Genomic DNA, 15,611 nt, shown 5'->3' on the forward strand with positions numbered 1-15,611 from the left:
CCCCATTTCGGATCGGACATGCAGCTGGACGCCTTCAATACTCTTTCTGCCTTCGTCGATGCGCATTCCGCCCTCATCGGTCTTCTCGTTCTCCTTGCAATTCTGGCGGGCTTCATCAGTGAGCGCCTGCCACCGGTCGTCATCGCCGTTGCCGGCGGCGCTGTCATGCTGATGCTGGGTTTTCTGACGCCGGAGCGCCTTGCCGCCGTCTTCAGCAATCCCGCGCCGATCACCATCGCGGCCATGTTCATTCTGTCCGGCGCGCTTGTCCGGACCGGCGTTGTCGACGCGATGGCAGCGATCGTATCGGCGCGCGCGGACAAGAACCCTCGCTTTTCCATGGTGCAGCTTATGGGCGGCACGTTCACTGCCTCTTCACTGGTGAACAACACGCCAGTGGTCATCGTCCTCATTCCCATCATGAAGCGAACGGCGCGGGCCGCCGGCATAGCCGCCCGGCGCATGCTGATCCCGCTGTCCTACATCTCGATCCTGGGCGGCAGCATGACGCTTCTCGGAACCTCGACGAACCTTCTCGTCGACGGCATTGCGCAGCGCAGCGGACTTGCCGCATTCACGATCTTCGAGCCGACGCTGGTGGGCGCGGTGACAGCCATAGCCGGCATCCTGACCCTGTCTCTGCTCGGCCCGTTCCTGCTGCCGGGACATGACACGCCCCGCGATGCCGCAGCGGCGCAGGAGGATGAGCAGAACCGCAGGCTCTACATCACGGACCTGGTGGTGGAAGAGGGTTCGCGCCTGGACGGGCTATCCACCAGCAGCGTCAAGCTGCTGAAGCGCGACGGCCTCAGCCTGATCGCGGTGCAGCGCAAGACACGGTTCCTGCGCGGCGACCAGCTGCCGGTGGTCCTCGATCCGGGCGACCGCCTGATCCTGGAAGCGACGGAGACGGAGCTCGTGTCGCTGACGCGCGATGCCACGCTGCGCCCCGGCGTCGGCACGGAAACGATGCTGACCGAGCCGAACTTCATCAGCGCGACCATCAGCCCCTCGCATCCCACAATCGGCCGCCAGCTTTCGGAGATTCCCTTCCTCAGCCGCCTGCCGGTACGTGTCGTCGGTTTGTCGCGTCCGCGCCACATGGCGGGGCCGTCCCTGTCGCAGGTCCGCATTCGCGCGGGCGACCGCCTCCTCATCGCCGCCGACAGCGTTGCGGCGAGCGCGCTGCGCGCGAACATCAATCTTGTCGAGGTCGGCGAAAGCCAGGCGCGCCCCTTTCGGCGTCTCAAGGCGCCCATCGCCATCCTCACCATGCTCGGTATTATCGCCCTTGCCGCAATGGGTGCAGCGCCCATCGAGACCCTTGCCATCATGGGCGTGGCGATCGTCCTCCTCACGCGTTGTATCGATGCGGAAGAGGCGTGGCAGAGCATCGACGGCAATGTGCTGGTGCTGATCTTCGCGATGCTGGCGGTCGGCCTCGGCCTCAGAAACGCGGGCACGGTCGAACTGATCGTCGGCTGGACGACACCGACGCTGCTGGCGGCCAGCCCCTTTGCCGTGCTCCTGATCGTCTATGCGCTGACGTCCGCGCTGACGGAGGTGGTGACCAACAACGCAGTGGCGGTGCTCATGGCGCCGCTCGTCATCGCACTCGCCGATCCGCTGGGGGCGGACGTGCGCGCGCTCCTCCTGACGGTGATGTTCGCGGCGTCAGCGAGCTTTGCCACGCCGGTGGGTTATCAGACGAATACCCTGGTCTACGCAGCCGGCGGGTATCGCTTTACCGACTTTCTGAAGATCGGTCTGCCGATGAACCTGATCGTGGGTCTGGCGACCTGCACCGCCATCTATTTCCTGTATTAGGAGCGGGAGAACAAGGGGACCGACCGCGCATCACGGCTTGCCGTCCGCTGCGCCGCAACATAGCTCTAGCGGCATGAGCAAGATCGATTCCGCCCGCCGCGCCGCCGCGCTGTCTTCCAAAGCCTGGCCCTATCAGGAGGCGGCGCGCGTCCTGAAACGCTATCCGGACGGAAAGCCGGGCGGCGAACCGATCCTCCTCGAAACCGGTTACGGCCCGTCGGGTCTGCCGCATATCGGCACGTTCAACGAGGTGCTGCGTACGACCATGGTGCGCCGCGCGATCGAGGAGATGGCCGACGTGCCGACCCGGCTCGTTGCCTTTTCCGACGATATGGACGGGCTGCGCAAGGTTCCGGACAATGTTCCGAACGGCGACATGCTGCGTGCGCATCTGGGACAGCCGCTCAGCCGCATCCCCGATCCCTACGATACGCACGAGAGCTTCGCGGCGCACAACAATGCCCGGCTGCGCACCTTTCTGGACCGCTATGGATTCGATTATGAGTTCATGTCCTCGACGGAGCAGTATGAGAGCGGCGCGTTCGACGATGCGCTGCGGACCGTGCTGCACCGCTACGACAAGATCATGGATATCATGCTGCCGACCCTGCGGGAGGAGCGGCGCGCCACCTATTCGCCCGTGCTGCCCATCAGCCGGAAGACCGGAATTGTCCTGCAAGTCCCCGTCGAGATCGTCGATGCCGACAGCGGCATCGTCCGTTTCGCGGATGACGGGGACATCGTCGAGCAGTCGATTTTCGGTGGCCAGGCGAAGCTGCAGTGGAAGGCGGACTGGGCCATGCGCTGGGTGGCGCTCGGCGTCGATTACGAGATGTACGGCAAGGACCTGACCGACTCCGGCGTACAGTCGGGCCGCATCGCAAAGGTGCTTGGCGGCCGCAAGCCGGAGGGCATGATCTACGAACTGTTCCTGGACGCCGCCGGGGAGAAGATTTCCAAATCGAAGGGAAACGGCCTCTCGATCGACGACTGGCTGTCCTATGGTCCGCAGGACAGTCTGGCCTTCTACATCTACCGGGATCCGAAGGCGGCCAAGCAGCTGCACACGGGCCTCATTCCGAAGATCATCGACGATTATTTCCAGATGCGCGCCAACTACGTGGAGCAGGACTGGGATAAGCGCCTCGGCAATGCCGTTCATCATGTGCATGGGGGCGAGGTTCCGCGGGACAGCCTGCCCGTCAGCTATTCGCTGCTTCTGAACCTCGTGGGTGTCATGGGCGCCGAGGCAGAGGAAGACGCGGTCTGGGCCTATCTGAAGAACTACGCGCCCGATGCCTCCCCGCAAAGCGAACCGGAGCTGGATGCGCTGATCGGCCATGCCGTGCGGTATGTGAAGGAAATCGTCGCGCCCACGCTCGAAAAGCGCGCACCCACGGCGCAGGAGTCGGACGCCCTACGCGATCTCGACGCGCGTCTCGCAAAATTGCCGCAATCCGTTCAGGCCGAAGACATTCAGTCGGTCGTATACGAGGTTGGAAAGGCGCATGATTTCGATCCGCTACGTAGCTGGTTCTCGGCTCTTTACGAAACGCTGCTTGGCAGCCCGCAGGGCCCGCGCATGGGCAGCTTCATCTCGCTCTACGGAATGGAAAATACGCGCCGATTGATATCGGAGGCTCTGGCCAAATGAAGAAACTGATCGTCGCATCGCTCCTCGCCGCGCTGGCGCATCCGGCCGTAGCGGCAGATGCCAATGCGCTGTTCAACCAGATGAAGTTCACCCAGGCGGCCGCGGCAGCCCGGGCCGAGAACACGTCCGACGGTTATGTTCTTGCGGCGAAGGCCGTCCTCACCGACGCGGCCTATATGACGACCGACAAGGCAAAGGCGAAAATGAAGCTGGCGGCCGCGCTGGACGATCTCGACACTGCGCTGAAGCTGGACCCCAGGAACAGCGACGCCAAGCTATGGAAGGCAACCGCGCTTGGATTCCGGTCGAAAATCGAACGAAGCCGCTCGGATGCGAAAACCGCGAAGCGGATCATCGACGAGGTGGTCAAGAACGAACCGCGCAATCCACTCGCATGGCGAGCGCTCGGCGTATGGCATGGAGAGGCGGTGTCCAATCTGGAACCCTTCCTTGCCGGCACGATGCTCGGCGCCAAGTCGAACGAAAGCCTGAAGGCGTTCCAGCGGTCCGTCGAACTCGATCCGAACGACGAGATCACGCGCACACTGTACGCGCAGAATTTGGTCTCGATGAAGTTTTATGACGAGAAGGATCGCATCCGCGCGCTGGTAACCCCCGTCGCGCGCGGCTCCGGCGGCGATGGGCTGACGCAGGTCATGCGCCGGACGGCAAGAGGTCTCCTGGAGGCCCTGAATGCGGGCGACCGCGGCATGCTGAAGGACCGCGCAGACGATGCGCGGCCCTTCGATGCGGTCAGTTGAAGCCGGATCAGCCCTCCGGCTCGTCCTTCATCATGTCGCGCGCATCCTCCGGGATCGGCACGAATTCGCCCAGCGCACAGCTGCCATAGGGCGCGCGGACAGCCGGGTCGAAGAAGGTCAGAATCGTGCCGCGGCACAGCTGCTGTGTCGGCGTCGAGTAACTGAACGCCACGTCCTGGCGAGCGCCCGGGCAGTTCGCCGTCAGCTCGTTGCGGTAAAGATCGCCATTGTCCATCTCGAAGATGATGGCCCGTGACGATACACCCTCCGTCTGGCGAAGCTGCGATACCGGCAGACACGAACGCGCCGATCCCGTGGCCGCAACGGTGGCAAGCGGATTCTCCGCTTCACGGTCGGCTGCGCTCTGCGGGCTGTCCGACGATGCCGTACAGGCCGTCATAAGCAACGCAGTCGAAGCGATGGCGAGATATTTCATAAACAATACTCCTCCCAATCCTTTCGACCCAACGCTTTACATAGCAGGTTCGCTGCATGAGGCCCAAGCCGGCACGGCCGCACGTCAATATCCTGCCGCGTGGCCGTCCTTGCGCATCTCGCTGGCGCCCCAGTAGACGCCGGTTTCGGGGTCTCGGTAGATCGCCTGATACCCGCCGAACGGACCGGTGGTGTATTCGACCGTCTGGCCGCGTGCCTCCAGATCGCGCACGACCTCGATGGGGACGCCCGATTCCACTTGCAGCAGGCCGCCGTCCGTCATTTTGCCGAGCGCGGTCGGCTCGTCCGCCTGCTCGTGATGGAAGCGGGCGGCGTCGCCCGCCGCCTGCACGTTCATGCCGAAATCGACCATGTTGACGACGATCTGCGCATGACCCTGCGGCTGCATGGCGCCGCCCATCAGACCAAAGCTCATCAGCGGGACGTCGTCCTTCGTCATGAAGGCGGGGATGATGGTCTGAAACGGGCGCTTGCCGGGCGCATAGGCATTGGCGTGGTCCGGATCGAGCGCGAACTGGGCGCCGCGGTCCTGGAACATGAAGCCGAGCGTGTGCCCTTCTCCGTCATCAGCGACGAGACCCGAACCCATGCCGCGATAATTGGACTGGATCAGGCTGACCATCATGCCGCTGGAATCGGCCGTCGTCAGGTAGATCGTATCGCCGGCGTCGATCCCGCTGGTGTCGAGGCCCGGCTCCACGCTCATCGCCGCCTTGTCGCCGATCAGCTTGCGGCGTTCCGCTGCGTAATCTTCGGAAATAAGGCGCTCGACCGGCACATCGGAAAACGCCATGTCGGCATAATAATGCGCGCGGTCGGCGAAGGCGAGCTTCTTGGCCTCCGTCATCACATGCCAGAATTCGCCCGAATCGCGGCCCATCGCCTTCAGATCGTAGCCTTCCAGGATGGTCAGCATCTGCAGCGCGGCGATGCCCTGGCTGTTGGGCGGCAGCTCCCAGACGTCGTAGCCGCGATAGTCGACGGAAACGGGATCGACCCATTCCGCCTCGTGCGATGCGAAGTCCTCATACCGATGCGGCGCGCCGATCCGCTCGAAATAGGCGGCCATGTCGCGCGCCAGTTCGCCGGTGTAGAAACTGTCCGGCCCCTGCTCCGCGATGGTTTTCAGCGTCCGTGCAAGATCCTTGTTGACGAACACCTCGCCGGCCTGCGGCGCCTTGCCGCCGGGCATGAATAGCTGGCGCCAGTTCTCGCCCTCCTCGACGATGCCTTCCGCGCTCAGGTCCGCGAAATTTCCCATCGAGCGGTTCCAGTACCACGCGATCAACTCGGAGACCGGATAGCCGTGTTCGGCGTAGTAGATGGCGGGCGCCAGATCGGCGCCCAGCGGCAGCTTGCCGAAACGCTCGTGCAGGGCCGCCCAGCCCGATACCGCACCCGGCACGGTGACGGATCGCCAGCCATAATCCGGAATATCGTCGCCGCCGGAGGCTTCACGAAGGTCCGCAAGGCTCTGCCCCATCGGCGCACGGCCGCTGGCATTGAGGCCGTAGAGTTTCTTGGTGTCCGGATCCCAGACGATGGCGAACAGGTCGCCGCCGATGCCGTTACCGGTGGGCTCCATCAGGCCGAGCGCCGCGTTCGCCGCGATGGCCGCATCGACCGCGCTGCCCCCCTGCTTCAATATGTCGAGCGCCACGCCGGTCGCCAGCGGCTGGCTGGTTGCCGCCATGCCGTGGGTTGCCAGAACGGGCGAACGGGTCTGTCCCGCAAAGCCCTCATAACGGTCGCCCTGATCCTTGCGCGGCGGCTGTTCCGCCGGTGCGGCGACAGACGCGCCGGGGACCAGCGCCGCCATCATGGCCGCGCCGACGAGATTCCTGACAATTTTCATCATACCCCCTCATGGCCGCTCCCCGCGGCCGATCCTTAACCCGCCGGACGCGTAACGCGCGCTCAGCCCTTGAATGCATCCTTGGCCGCGCGGCGGCGGCCAAGCTCCTCCGCACTGTCTGCCCGCATGAAGGGGTTGGTGGCAAGTTCCTGTTCGATCGTCGTCGGAACGGTCGGCTCGCCCGCCTCCCTCAGGGCGAGGACCCGGTCCTGCCGCGCGGCGATCGCTTCATTGGCCGGTTCGGCGGTCAGCGCGAAGCGGCCGTTCGCCGCTGTATATTCGTGCGCGCAGTAGACGCGCGTTTCGGGCGGCAGCGCGGCGAATTTCCGCAGACTGGCAAACATGTCGGCGGGCGTGCCCTCGAACAGCCGGCCGCAGCCCATGGCGAACAGCGTATCGCCGCAGAACAGCAGTCCGGCCCCTTCGAAATAATAGGCGTTGTGACCCGCAGTATGCCCCGGCACGTCGATAACGCGTCCCTCTTGGGCGCCGATATGGACCGTATCGCCCTCCGACACCGCACGGTCGATGCCGGTGATCTTTTCCGCCTCGCCGGCCGGCCCCGTAATCCGGCAGCCGGTCGCCGCCTTGATCTCCGCATTTCCGCCGACATGGTCGGGGTGCCAGTGCGTGTTGAGGATCTGCGTGATGCGCCACCCCCGGCTCGCCGCCGCGTCCAGCACGGGCGCGGCTACCGAGGGGTCGATAACCGCCGTCTCGCCGCTGTCCGCGTCATGTACGAGATAGACGTAATTGTCGTTGAGGACCGGTATCTGAACGACGTCGAGTGTCATGGTTTCGGATCTCCTTCGGGAAAAGGGGCGGCGGCCCCGCCCTACCAGGTGCCGGTGTTCTCCATGGACGCCCAGGGTTCCGCCGGCGCCTTGCGCTCGCCCTTCTGAAGAAGCTCGACCGAGATCCCGTCCGGCGAACGCACAAAGGCCATGTGACCGTCGCGCGGCGGACGGTTGATTGTGACGCCGCCATCCTGCAGCCGCCGGCAGCTCTCGTAGATGTCGTCGACAGCGTAGGCGAGGTGGCCGAAATTGCGGCCGCCATCATAGGTTTCCGGATCCCAATTGTAGGTCAGCTCGACCTGCGCATCCTCGTCGCCCGGCGCGGCCATGAAGACGAGCGTGAAGCGTCCGGCCTCGACATCCTTGCGCTTCACCTCCTTCAGGCCGAGCAGTTCGTAAAAGGCGATCGAGGCATCGAGATCCGCCACGCGGACCATGGTGTGCAGATATTTCATGCGGTCTTTTCCTTGTTCCTGAGCGCCCGCCCCTCGAAGGTTTCGAAGACGAGGACGATGCCGTCCGGCACCGGCGTCGGCCCCTTGCCGACTTCTCCGACATGAACGGAGACGCTGGTGCCGAGCGCACGCAGATCGTCCTTGCCCTCACCGTTCGCAAGGCCGTGGATTTCCCATTCATAGGTCATCGAGCTGCTGCCGATGCGCTGGCAGCGCAGGCAGATGTCGAATTCCTCGTCCAGCACCAGCGGTTTCTTGTAGTCGATTGTGTTGCGGGCGACGTGAAACTCCGCGCCGCCGCCATCGGGCTGGGTAAGGTCTCTGCGTCCGGTGGCACGGAAATACTCGGTGATGCCCACGTCGAAATATTCCAGATAGCGCGTGTTGAACACGATCGCCTGGGCATCGATTTCGGCATAGCGGACGCGCAGCCGATGCGCGAAACGAAAGTCTGAGCGGGCCATGCGCCCCTACCTAGGAGCCGCCCCGCCGGGGCGCCAGCCTGCCTGACTTTACAGCCGGGCGCCCGGCCAGCCGTTCAGCCGGCGGCATCCTCGATGCCGTGCATGTCCTCGTCGCTGAGGCCGAAATGATGCCCGACCTCGTGCACCAGCACATGCGCGACCAGATGTTCGAGGCTCTCTTCATGGTCCGCCCAGTAATCGAGCAGGGGGCGGCGATAGAGATAGACCGTGTCGGGCAGGTTGCCGCTGAGGTCGACCGACTTTCCCACCGCATAGCCGTGATAGAGGCCGAGGATGTCGAAGGGGCTTTCCAGCTGCATGTCCCGCTGCACCTCCTCGGAGGGAAAGTCCTCCACGACCAGACGCACGCCGTCCAGATATTGGCGGAACAGGTCCGGCAGGTTCGCGACGGCATCCGCGGCGAGGCTTTCAATGTCGTCCAGAGAGGGCGCGAAGGTTTCCCGGCTCATGTTTCCGCCTTTCCTGCGCTTGAGATATGGGGCCCGGCCGGATTATGGAAGCGCGCATGAGCATAGAAAAACTGACGGACGCCGAGCGCGCCGAACATCTTCCGGCGCTGACCGGCTGGACTGTCGTGGACGGCCGCGACGCCATTGCGAAATCCTTCAAATTCTCGGATTTCGTCGGCGCCTTCGGCTTCATGAGCCGCGTTGCGCTGCTTGCCGAGAAGGCGGACCATCATCCCGAATGGTCGAACGTCTATAACGGCGTGGACATCGTCCTGACGACGCACGACGCGGATGGTCTGTCCATGCGCGACGTGAAGCTGGCAAGGGCCATCGACGGGGTGGCGGCATGAGCAACCGGGCCCTGCCGGTCATCGGCCATCCCGCATTGCCGCAGCAGGCGGCTCTTGTCGTTCTGGGCACGCTGATTCTGGCGCTGTCCTCCTACATCGCCATTCCGCTGGCACCGGTGCCGATCACCATGCAGACGCTCGCCGTCACGCTGATCGGGGCGATCTACGGTCCGCGTCTGGGCGCGATCACCGTCGCTGCCTGGCTGGCGGAGGCCGCGGCCGGCATGCCGGTCCTGGCGGACGGCCATGCCGGCCTTCCCTACATGATGGGTCCGACGGCCGGGTATCTCGCCGCCTTTCCCGTCGTCGCCTTCGTGACGGGTTGGCTGTGCGTGCACGGCGCCCATGGACGGCGGCCGATCCTTGCCTTCGGTGCCATGGCGCTCGGCAACCTTCTGTGCCTCGGCATCGGCGCGGCCTGGCTGGCGGCGCTGATCGGCGCGCCGGCGGCGATTGCGTCGGGGGTCACGCCCTTTCTGCTGGGTGCCGGCATCAAATCGGCCATGGGTGCGGCGATCCTCTGGGGCATCGCGGCAACGCGCCGGCGCCGCTGAGGTTCGGTGCCCGGCGGCAGCTGCCCGCCGGCAGGATGTCTTAGAGCACCTGCCGGCGCAGCTTCGCCATGCCGCCGATCCAGCGGTCATAGTCGGCCGCCTTGTGCGTCATGTATCCGCGCACCGATTCGTGCGGCGTGATCAGGAAGCGTCCCTCGGCCATGCCCTTCAGCGCGGCGGCGGCGACGGCTTCCGGTTCCAGAATGCCGTCCACATTCGCGCCGCCCTTCAGGTTGTCCTCCGGATTCTCGCCGATCATGGCTGTGCGGACGGCCTGCGGACAAAGGGCGGACACGCCGATCCCCTGATCGCGAACCGTATAGGCGAGCGATTCGGCAAAGCCGATGGCGGCATGCTTGCTGACGGAATAGGGCGCCGAGCCGATCTGGCTGAGCAGTCCGGCGGCGCTGATGGTCGCCAGGAACCAGCCGGCGCCGCGATCGCGGAAACGGGGCACGACCGCCTTCGCCGCCGCGATATGCGCCAGGCAGTTGACGCGAAAGCAATCCTCGAAATCGGACAACGGTGCAGAGGCGGCATCGGCCGGATCGGCATCGGGGCGGCCGATGCCGGCGTTCGCGGCGAAGAGGCCGATGGGCCCCACCTCCTCCTCCACGCGGGCCACCATGGCAGCGGCGGCGGCCTCGTCCGCCACATCGATGGCGAAGGTCAGGCCGCCGATCTCCTGCCCCGCCGGCGCCAATGCCTCCGCATCCCGGTCGGCAAGCGCGACATGCCGAGCGCCGGCCGATTTCAGCGCCCGGGCCAGGGCGAGGCCGATGCCGTTCGCCCCGCCGGTGACGATGCAGATCTGGTCCTTTGGATCGAAACCGGCCGGGCGCGGCATGGCGTTACTCCCTAGGGCTCAGCGCGGCGCCATGCGAATGGCCCCGTCCAGACGCACATCCTCGCCGTTGAAGTAGGAGTTGCGGCACATCTCCACCGCCAGAGAGGCATATTCGTCCGGATTGCCCAGGCGCTTCGGAAACGGCACGGAGGCGGCGAGCGCCTGCTTCACATTGTCGGGCGCGCCCTGCATCAGCGGCGTATCGAAGATGCCCGGCAGGATGGTGTTCACGCGAATCCCCTCCGACATCAGGTCGCGCGCAACCGGCAGGGTCATGCCGACGACACCGCCCTTCGACGCGGAATAGGCGGCCTGTCCCATCTGGCCATCCTCCGCGGCGACGGAGGCCGTGTTGACGATGGCGCCCCGCTCCCCGAACTCGCCGACGGGATCCAGGGTCAGCATGCCGGCGGCGGATTTTGCGATGCAGCGGAACGTACCGACCAGGTTGATCTGAATGATCATGTTGAAGGCATCGAGCGGGAAATGCTTGATCGAGCCGTCGGTCTTGGAACGGCTGGCCGTCTTCATCGCGTTGCCCGTGCCGGCGCAGTTGACGAGAATCCGCTCCTGCCCATGCGCGGCCCGCGCCTTTTCGAATCCGGCATCGACGGATTCGTCGGAGGTGACGTTCACCTCGCAGAAAATGCCGCCGATGTCCTTGGCCACGGCCTCGCCCTTTTCCGCATTCAGGTCGAACAGCGCGACCTTCACGCCCTCGGCGGCAAGCTTGCGGGCGGTGGCGGCGCCAAGGCCGGACGCGCCGCCGGTGACGACGGCGCTGATGCCTTCGAGTTTCATCTTGCGAATTCTCCCATTGTTCTTCGGATGTGTTCGTTCAGGTAACGCGCGGGGTAGACGCCGGGCCGCGGCGCGACAACTGAGCTTCCCGGTAGGCTAGGTAAATTGCGGAGGCGAGAATGATGCCGCCGCCGATCAGAACTTCGGGGCGCAGCACGTCGCCGAACACCAGAACGCCGATGCCGACGATGAAGCCGAAGCGCACGAAATCATAGGGCATGATCGCCGTTGCGTCGGCCAGCGAGAAGGCGCGCACCATCGCCGTCTGCCCGCCCAGCGTGAACGCGCCGGTCAGAAGCAGGTACACCCATGTCAGCGGCTGCGGCCAGCTCCACACGAACAGCGAGACGATGAGAGCGGGAAGAATGGGAAGGACGAAGCTCCACGCCACCACCGTGTTGGGATGATCGAAGCCGACCAGCCTTTTGATGGCGATGGTGGTGAACGCGGTCGCGATTGTGGCGACGATCGCCGCGAGAATGCCCGGCGTCAGCGGCTCCGCGCCGGGTTGCAACACGTAGAGAACGCCGGCGAAGCCGACCGCGAGCGCCGCCATGCGGCGAAACCGAACCTTCTCCCCCAGAAAGAGAAACGCACCGAAGGTCGCGAACACGGGCGCGGCGAAGGTGATCGCCTGAACCGTCGCGATGGGTGCGTTCGCCAGCGCATAGAAGGTCGCGAACATGGCGATGATGCCGGACGTCGCGCGCATCGCATGGCCGCCGAGCCGGCTGAGCGGCATGCGCACCTTTCCGGCGATGACGAACGGCATCAGGATCGCCGAGCCGATCAGGCAGCGCCAGAACACGACCTCGAAGGGATGGATGTCCTGCCCCGCAAGCTTGATGAACGTCCAGGCGACCGCGAACAGCAGCGAGGATGCGATGATCCAGGCGGGCGCGGCAAAGCCTTCGGAAATGCGGAGGCGCGCCATCATCTCGGGCGCGCGGCGTCAGCTCGGGCGCACGGACGGCGCGGGATGAGGCTGCGAGGGCTTGGTTGCTGCACGGGAGCCTACGTCGCGGCTTTCGGTGCGTTTGAAAAGCCCCCAAGTTGGTGAAGTCATCGCCGGGTGCGGCCACGTCATGGTCCGCGCACCCGGCGCCTTGTGTCCGTCTTCCTCAGGCGAAGATGAGGGCCTTTGCAGCCACGGCGAACAGACCGAACCCCATCAGCAGCATGGGAAGCGGCAGGATCTGCCAGGCAGCCTCACGCGCGCTCAACTGACCGTCACCGCTGGCCACGGGCGCATGGCTGCGGCGCTGCCTCGCCTCCTGCCCGATCGGGGAGATCAGGCCGCCGCCGAAATAGGCAGCGAAGCAAACGGCGAAGATCGCGAACAGGAGCGGAAACGACGCCGCACCCATGGCGGGCATGGCGAGCGCCAGCAGAAGCACAAGGAAACTGCCTGCGAAGACGAGAAGGATCGGCAGGGGGACGGCGCCGGCCGCCCGCACGCTGCTGAGCGCCGGCCCGCCATTATGGCCGGGACCGGCAATGGGCGCCGCGCCGACCCGCAACCCGTCGAAATCATGTAGAACGTCCTGGCTCATCGTCATTCTCCTGGCATCGACCGCGCCAAAAAAGGAATGGGCGGCGGCGAGCCCCTTGATAAAGCGAGCCGCGAAGGGAATTTTGCGCTGAGTCAATTTTGCCGTGCGAAAGGAACGCCCGTGCCGGAGCCTTCACCCTGCAGCGATTGCCTGGTCCGCAACCGGGCGCTCTGTCAGGTGCTGGATGCCCCTGCCCTGCAGCAATTCGCAGCCAGCGGCCGCCGCGAACGCCTGCCCCGGGGACGCACCCTGACCTGGCAGGGCGACGAGGACGGCGTCTGTGCCACGCTGACGCGCGGGGCCCTGAAACTGTCGGTGGTGGATGCGGATGGCAGCGAGCGGGTCACGGGTCTGGCATTTCCCGCGGATTTCGTCGGAACACCCTTTCCCGGCGCCGCGACCATGCAGATTTCGGCCCTGACGGACTGCGACATCTGCGTCTTCCCACGGCGCGCCTTCGCGCGGGCCCTGAACGAGAATCGGAAGCTGGAAACGGAATTGCTGCGCCGAACCCTCGGTGCGCTCGACGAAGCCCGGCTCAGCCAGACCAGGAGCGGCTCCGCACCGGCACGGGTGCGGCTTGCGGCACTCCTTCTCCACCTTCTGGGCCGGGGTGCTGCCGGGTGCGCCGCGAATCCCGATCCGAACAGGCTGGAGCTGCCGCTGTCGCGGGGCGAGATCGGCCAGCTTCTCGACCTGCGGATCGAGACGATCAGCCGCGAACTGGGCGCGCTGGAGGCAGACGGAATCATCGCCCGCGACGGCCGGCGCGGCCTTCGCATTCTGGACCGGTCCGGGCTCCAGGCGGCGGCGAATGCGGCTGGCGGGGGGAGATAGACCCCCGCCCGGAACCAGCGCCTATCTGTAAAGCGCGTTCAGCCGGTCGCCGTAGACCTTTCGGATGACGTGCCGCCGGATTTTCATGGAGGGCGTCAGCTGCTCGTTCTCGACAGTGAAGGGACTGTCGGCAAGAACGACGCGGCGAACGCGCTCGGTCACCGAAAGGGTGCGGTTCACCCGGTCGACGGCGTTCATGATCTCCCGGTGGAATTCGGGCATGGCGAGCAGCGCATCCATGTCGGCCGGTTTTCCTTGCGCCTCGGCCCACTCGGCCGCCCATTCCATGTCCGGCACCACCAGCCCCACGAGGTAGGGCCGCTTGTCGCCGGCGACCATGGCCTGCGCGATCTCCGGCTGCAGCGTCAGCATGCCCTCGACCCGCTGCGGCGCGACATTGTCGCCCTTGTCGAGGACGATCAGGTCCTTCTTGCGGTCGGTGATGACGATATGACCGTCCTCGTCGAAATGGCCGATATCGCCGGTGTGCAACCAGCCGTCTCTCAGGACGCGTGCCGTCTCCGCCTCGTTGTTCCAATAGCCGTGCATGACCAGTTCGCCGCGCACCAGAATCTCGCCATCCTCGGCGATGCGCACCTCGATGCCCTTCAGCGGCGGGCCGACCGTATGCATCTTGATCTTCGCGGAGGGGCGGTTGCACGACACGACCGGCGCCGCCTCCGTCTGGCCATAGCCCTGCAGCAGCGTGACGCCCAGCGACTGGAAGAACAGGCCGACCTCTGGATTGAGGGGCGCGCCGCCCGCGACCATCGCCTTCAGCCGCCCGCCGAGGCGCTGGCCCACCTTCTTGCGGATGGTGCGGTCGAGAAGAAGATCGAGCGGTTTGTCGGTCAGCGGCAGACGACCCCGGCGAACGCGCTTCTCGCCCAGGCGCAGCGCCTGGTTTAGCAGCCACAGCGCCGCGCCGCCCTGCTTTTCGATCCCCTTCATGATGCGCTGGCGCAGCACCTCGAACAGGCGCGGGACGACGACCATGATCGTGGGCCGCGTCTCCTCGATATCCGCCGCAAGCTTGTCGATGCCGCGGCTGTAGAAGATTTCCGCACCGCACATGATCGGCAGATATTGCCCGCCCGTATGCTCATAGGCGTGGCTGAGCGGCAGGAAGGACAGGAAGCGCTCGTCGGCAATGCCGAAATCGCCCTCGAGAATGTCATAGGCGCCGGCCGTCGAACACAGGATCGCGCCGTGATGCTGCATGACCCCGCGCGGCGCCCCGCCGGTGCCGCTCGTATAGATGATGCAGGCCAGATCTTCTCGCCGGACGCGCTGCATGCGCGCCCCTATGGCCGCAAGGTCGCCCGGCTGGCGCGCAACGATGTCGTCCCAATGATAAAGATGCGCACCGGAACTCTGGCTGATGCGCAGCGCGTCGATACCGATGACGATTTCGCAGGCATCCGCCTGATAGACAGCCGGCAGCAGCACCTTTGCCAGCTTCGCGTTGGAAACGATCACCGCGCGTGCGTGCGAATCTTCGAGAATGTGAAGATGATCGCGTTCGGTGTTCGTCGTATATGTGGGGACGCTGACGGCACCGGCCGCCATGATGCCGAGGTCCGCGATGCACCATTCGGGGCGGTTTTCCGAAATCAGCGCGACCCGATCGCCGGGCTTGATGCCGAGTTCGATCAGCGCCTCCGCCACCTGCGCGACGCGGCGCGCGGTTTCCGCCCAGCTGATCGTTTCCCATGTGCCCCCCGCGCTGCGGGCGCCCAGAAACGGCGCGTGGCCCTTCGCTTCGGCCTGCGCGAGGAACATGGTGACGAGGTTCGGCCAGGGCTCCCCGGCTTTGGCGGCGACAGTCACGCAGGCATCACTCCCCAGATTTTCCGTCCGATGCGAAAATTCGATCCACGCGGTCCGGTCCCGGCAGCACGCTGTCTAGGCGGAAAGCGCCTGCGCGCAA

The 15,611-nt window shown here is 65.4% G+C and carries 17 protein-coding genes; 6 read left to right on the forward strand and 11 right to left on the reverse strand.

The window, feature by feature from the left end; all coding sequences use genetic code 11:
* Nucleotides 1-18 precede the first annotated feature (18 nt).
* From C725_RS06995 to C725_RS07005, 3 genes are all read left to right on the forward strand, one after another.
* Nucleotides 19-1,827 (forward strand): SLC13 family permease, encoded by a 1,809-nt coding sequence (locus C725_RS06995; protein WP_008601354.1) that lies wholly within the window; start codon nucleotides 19-21, stop codon nucleotides 1,825-1,827.
* Between the two features lie 73 nt (nucleotides 1,828-1,900).
* Nucleotides 1,901-3,481, forward strand: a complete 1,581-nt coding sequence (locus tag C725_RS07000) for a lysine--tRNA ligase (protein WP_008601355.1) — start codon at nucleotides 1,901-1,903, stop codon at nucleotides 3,479-3,481.
* Nucleotides 3,478-4,242, forward strand: a complete 765-nt coding sequence (locus C725_RS07005; RefSeq protein WP_008601356.1) for a hypothetical protein — start codon at nucleotides 3,478-3,480, stop codon at nucleotides 4,240-4,242. The genes C725_RS07000 and C725_RS07005 overlap by 4 nt, the downstream gene beginning before the upstream one ends.
* Before the next feature lie 7 nt (nucleotides 4,243-4,249).
* Here C725_RS07005 and C725_RS15315 read toward each other — a convergent pair whose 3' ends face one another.
* The 6 genes from C725_RS15315 to C725_RS07035 all read right to left on the reverse strand — a co-directional run bounded on the left by C725_RS15315 (nucleotide 4,250) and on the right by C725_RS07035 (nucleotide 8,739).
* Complete coding sequence (locus C725_RS15315; protein WP_008601358.1) at nucleotides 4,250-4,678, reverse strand: hypothetical protein; 429 nt, start codon at nucleotides 4,676-4,678, stop codon at nucleotides 4,250-4,252.
* A gap of 84 nt (nucleotides 4,679-4,762) precedes the next feature.
* On the reverse strand, nucleotides 4,763-6,553 hold the full coding sequence (gene ggt / locus C725_RS07015) for a gamma-glutamyltransferase (RefSeq protein WP_008601360.1): 1,791 nt from the start codon (nucleotides 6,551-6,553) through the stop codon (nucleotides 4,763-4,765).
* Between the two features lie 62 nt (nucleotides 6,554-6,615).
* Nucleotides 6,616-7,347, reverse strand: a complete 732-nt coding sequence (gloB, locus tag C725_RS07020) for a hydroxyacylglutathione hydrolase (protein WP_008601362.1) — start codon at nucleotides 7,345-7,347, stop codon at nucleotides 6,616-6,618.
* Nucleotides 7,348-7,388: 41 nt separating this feature from the next.
* Nucleotides 7,389-7,805, reverse strand: coding sequence for a VOC family protein (locus C725_RS07025; protein WP_008601364.1), 417 nt, complete (start codon nucleotides 7,803-7,805; stop codon nucleotides 7,389-7,391).
* Nucleotides 7,802-8,269 (reverse strand): acyl-CoA thioesterase, encoded by a 468-nt coding sequence (locus C725_RS07030; RefSeq protein ID WP_008601366.1) that lies wholly within the window; start codon nucleotides 8,267-8,269, stop codon nucleotides 7,802-7,804. The genes C725_RS07025 and C725_RS07030 overlap by 4 nt, the downstream gene beginning before the upstream one ends.
* A 74-nt stretch (nucleotides 8,270-8,343) precedes the next feature.
* Nucleotides 8,344-8,739, reverse strand: a complete 396-nt coding sequence (locus C725_RS07035) for a metallopeptidase family protein (protein WP_008601368.1) — start codon at nucleotides 8,737-8,739, stop codon at nucleotides 8,344-8,346.
* Between the two features lie 56 nt (nucleotides 8,740-8,795).
* On the opposite strand from C725_RS07035, the gene C725_RS07040 reads away from it, so the two are divergent.
* On the forward strand, nucleotides 8,796-9,089 hold the full coding sequence (locus tag C725_RS07040; protein ID WP_038282225.1) for a 4a-hydroxytetrahydrobiopterin dehydratase: 294 nt from the start codon (nucleotides 8,796-8,798) through the stop codon (nucleotides 9,087-9,089).
* A complete protein-coding gene (locus tag C725_RS07045) occupies nucleotides 9,086-9,643 on the forward strand; it encodes a biotin transporter BioY (RefSeq protein ID WP_008601372.1) in 558 nt (185 codons plus the stop codon). Before C725_RS07040 ends, C725_RS07045 begins: the two co-directional genes overlap by 4 nt.
* 40 nt (nucleotides 9,644-9,683) lie before the next feature.
* Here C725_RS07045 and C725_RS07050 read toward each other — a convergent pair whose 3' ends face one another.
* The 4 genes from C725_RS07050 to C725_RS07065 form a co-directional block, all read right to left on the reverse strand.
* A complete protein-coding gene (locus C725_RS07050) occupies nucleotides 9,684-10,490 on the reverse strand; it encodes an SDR family NAD(P)-dependent oxidoreductase (protein WP_008601373.1) in 807 nt (268 codons plus the stop codon).
* Between the two features lie 18 nt (nucleotides 10,491-10,508).
* Entirely contained in the window at nucleotides 10,509-11,291 is a 783-nt protein-coding gene (locus C725_RS07055; protein WP_008601375.1) for an SDR family NAD(P)-dependent oxidoreductase, read from the reverse strand.
* A 37-nt stretch (nucleotides 11,292-11,328) separates the two neighbouring features.
* Complete coding sequence (locus C725_RS07060) at nucleotides 11,329-12,228, reverse strand: DMT family transporter (protein WP_008601376.1); 900 nt, start codon at nucleotides 12,226-12,228, stop codon at nucleotides 11,329-11,331.
* A gap of 184 nt (nucleotides 12,229-12,412) precedes the next feature.
* Nucleotides 12,413-12,844 carry a hypothetical protein gene (locus C725_RS07065; RefSeq protein ID WP_008601378.1) on the reverse strand — a complete coding sequence of 144 codons (432 nt, stop codon included), beginning with the start codon at nucleotides 12,842-12,844 and terminating at the stop codon, nucleotides 12,413-12,415.
* A gap of 120 nt (nucleotides 12,845-12,964) precedes the next feature.
* On the opposite strand from C725_RS07065, the gene C725_RS07070 reads away from it, so the two are divergent.
* Nucleotides 12,965-13,681, forward strand: a complete 717-nt coding sequence (locus C725_RS07070) for a Crp/Fnr family transcriptional regulator (RefSeq protein ID WP_008601382.1) — start codon at nucleotides 12,965-12,967, stop codon at nucleotides 13,679-13,681.
* A 21-nt stretch (nucleotides 13,682-13,702) separates the two neighbouring features.
* Here C725_RS07070 and C725_RS07075 read toward each other — a convergent pair whose 3' ends face one another.
* The gene (locus C725_RS07075; protein ID WP_051051260.1) at nucleotides 13,703-15,463 is read right to left on the reverse strand and encodes an AMP-dependent synthetase/ligase; all 1,761 of its coding nucleotides are present in this window, start codon (nucleotides 15,461-15,463) and stop codon (nucleotides 13,703-13,705) included.
* Nucleotides 15,464-15,611: the final 148 nt, after the last annotated feature.

This window comes from Pacificimonas flava (assembly GCF_000342165.1).
Classification (GTDB): Bacteria; Pseudomonadota; Alphaproteobacteria; order Sphingomonadales; family Sphingomonadaceae; genus Pacificimonas; species Pacificimonas flava.

Excerpts from the sequence above, each read along its gene's own strand:
- C725_RS06995 (WP_008601354.1), top strand. The coding sequence starts at position 19 with ATGCAGCTGGACGCCTTCAATACTCTTTCTGCCTTCGTCGATGCGCAT.
- C725_RS07000 (WP_008601355.1), top strand. The coding sequence starts at position 1,901 with ATGAGCAAGATCGATTCCGCCCGCCGCGCCGCCGCGCTGTCTTCCAAA.
- C725_RS07005 (WP_008601356.1), top strand. The coding sequence starts at position 3,478 with ATGAAGAAACTGATCGTCGCATCGCTCCTCGCCGCGCTGGCGCATCCG.
- C725_RS15315 (WP_008601358.1), bottom strand. The coding sequence starts at position 4,678 with ATGAAATATCTCGCCATCGCTTCGACTGCGTTGCTTATGACGGCCTGT.
- ggt (WP_008601360.1), bottom strand. The coding sequence starts at position 6,553 with ATGAAAATTGTCAGGAATCTCGTCGGCGCGGCCATGATGGCGGCGCTG.
- gloB (WP_008601362.1), bottom strand. The coding sequence starts at position 7,347 with ATGACACTCGACGTCGTTCAGATACCGGTCCTCAACGACAATTACGTC.
- C725_RS07025 (WP_008601364.1), bottom strand. The coding sequence starts at position 7,805 with ATGAAATATCTGCACACCATGGTCCGCGTGGCGGATCTCGATGCCTCG.
- C725_RS07030 (WP_008601366.1), bottom strand. The coding sequence starts at position 8,269 with ATGGCCCGCTCAGACTTTCGTTTCGCGCATCGGCTGCGCGTCCGCTAT.
- C725_RS07035 (WP_008601368.1), bottom strand. The coding sequence starts at position 8,739 with ATGAGCCGGGAAACCTTCGCGCCCTCTCTGGACGACATTGAAAGCCTC.
- C725_RS07040 (WP_038282225.1), top strand. The coding sequence starts at position 8,796 with ATGAGCATAGAAAAACTGACGGACGCCGAGCGCGCCGAACATCTTCCG.
- C725_RS07045 (WP_008601372.1), top strand. The coding sequence starts at position 9,086 with ATGAGCAACCGGGCCCTGCCGGTCATCGGCCATCCCGCATTGCCGCAG.
- C725_RS07050 (WP_008601373.1), bottom strand. The coding sequence starts at position 10,490 with ATGCCGCGCCCGGCCGGTTTCGATCCAAAGGACCAGATCTGCATCGTC.
- C725_RS07055 (WP_008601375.1), bottom strand. The coding sequence starts at position 11,291 with ATGAAACTCGAAGGCATCAGCGCCGTCGTCACCGGCGGCGCGTCCGGC.
- C725_RS07060 (WP_008601376.1), bottom strand. The coding sequence starts at position 12,228 with ATGATGGCGCGCCTCCGCATTTCCGAAGGCTTTGCCGCGCCCGCCTGG.
- C725_RS07065 (WP_008601378.1), bottom strand. The coding sequence starts at position 12,844 with ATGAGCCAGGACGTTCTACATGATTTCGACGGGTTGCGGGTCGGCGCG.
- C725_RS07075 (WP_051051260.1), bottom strand. The coding sequence starts at position 15,463 with ATGTTCCTCGCGCAGGCCGAAGCGAAGGGCCACGCGCCGTTTCTGGGC.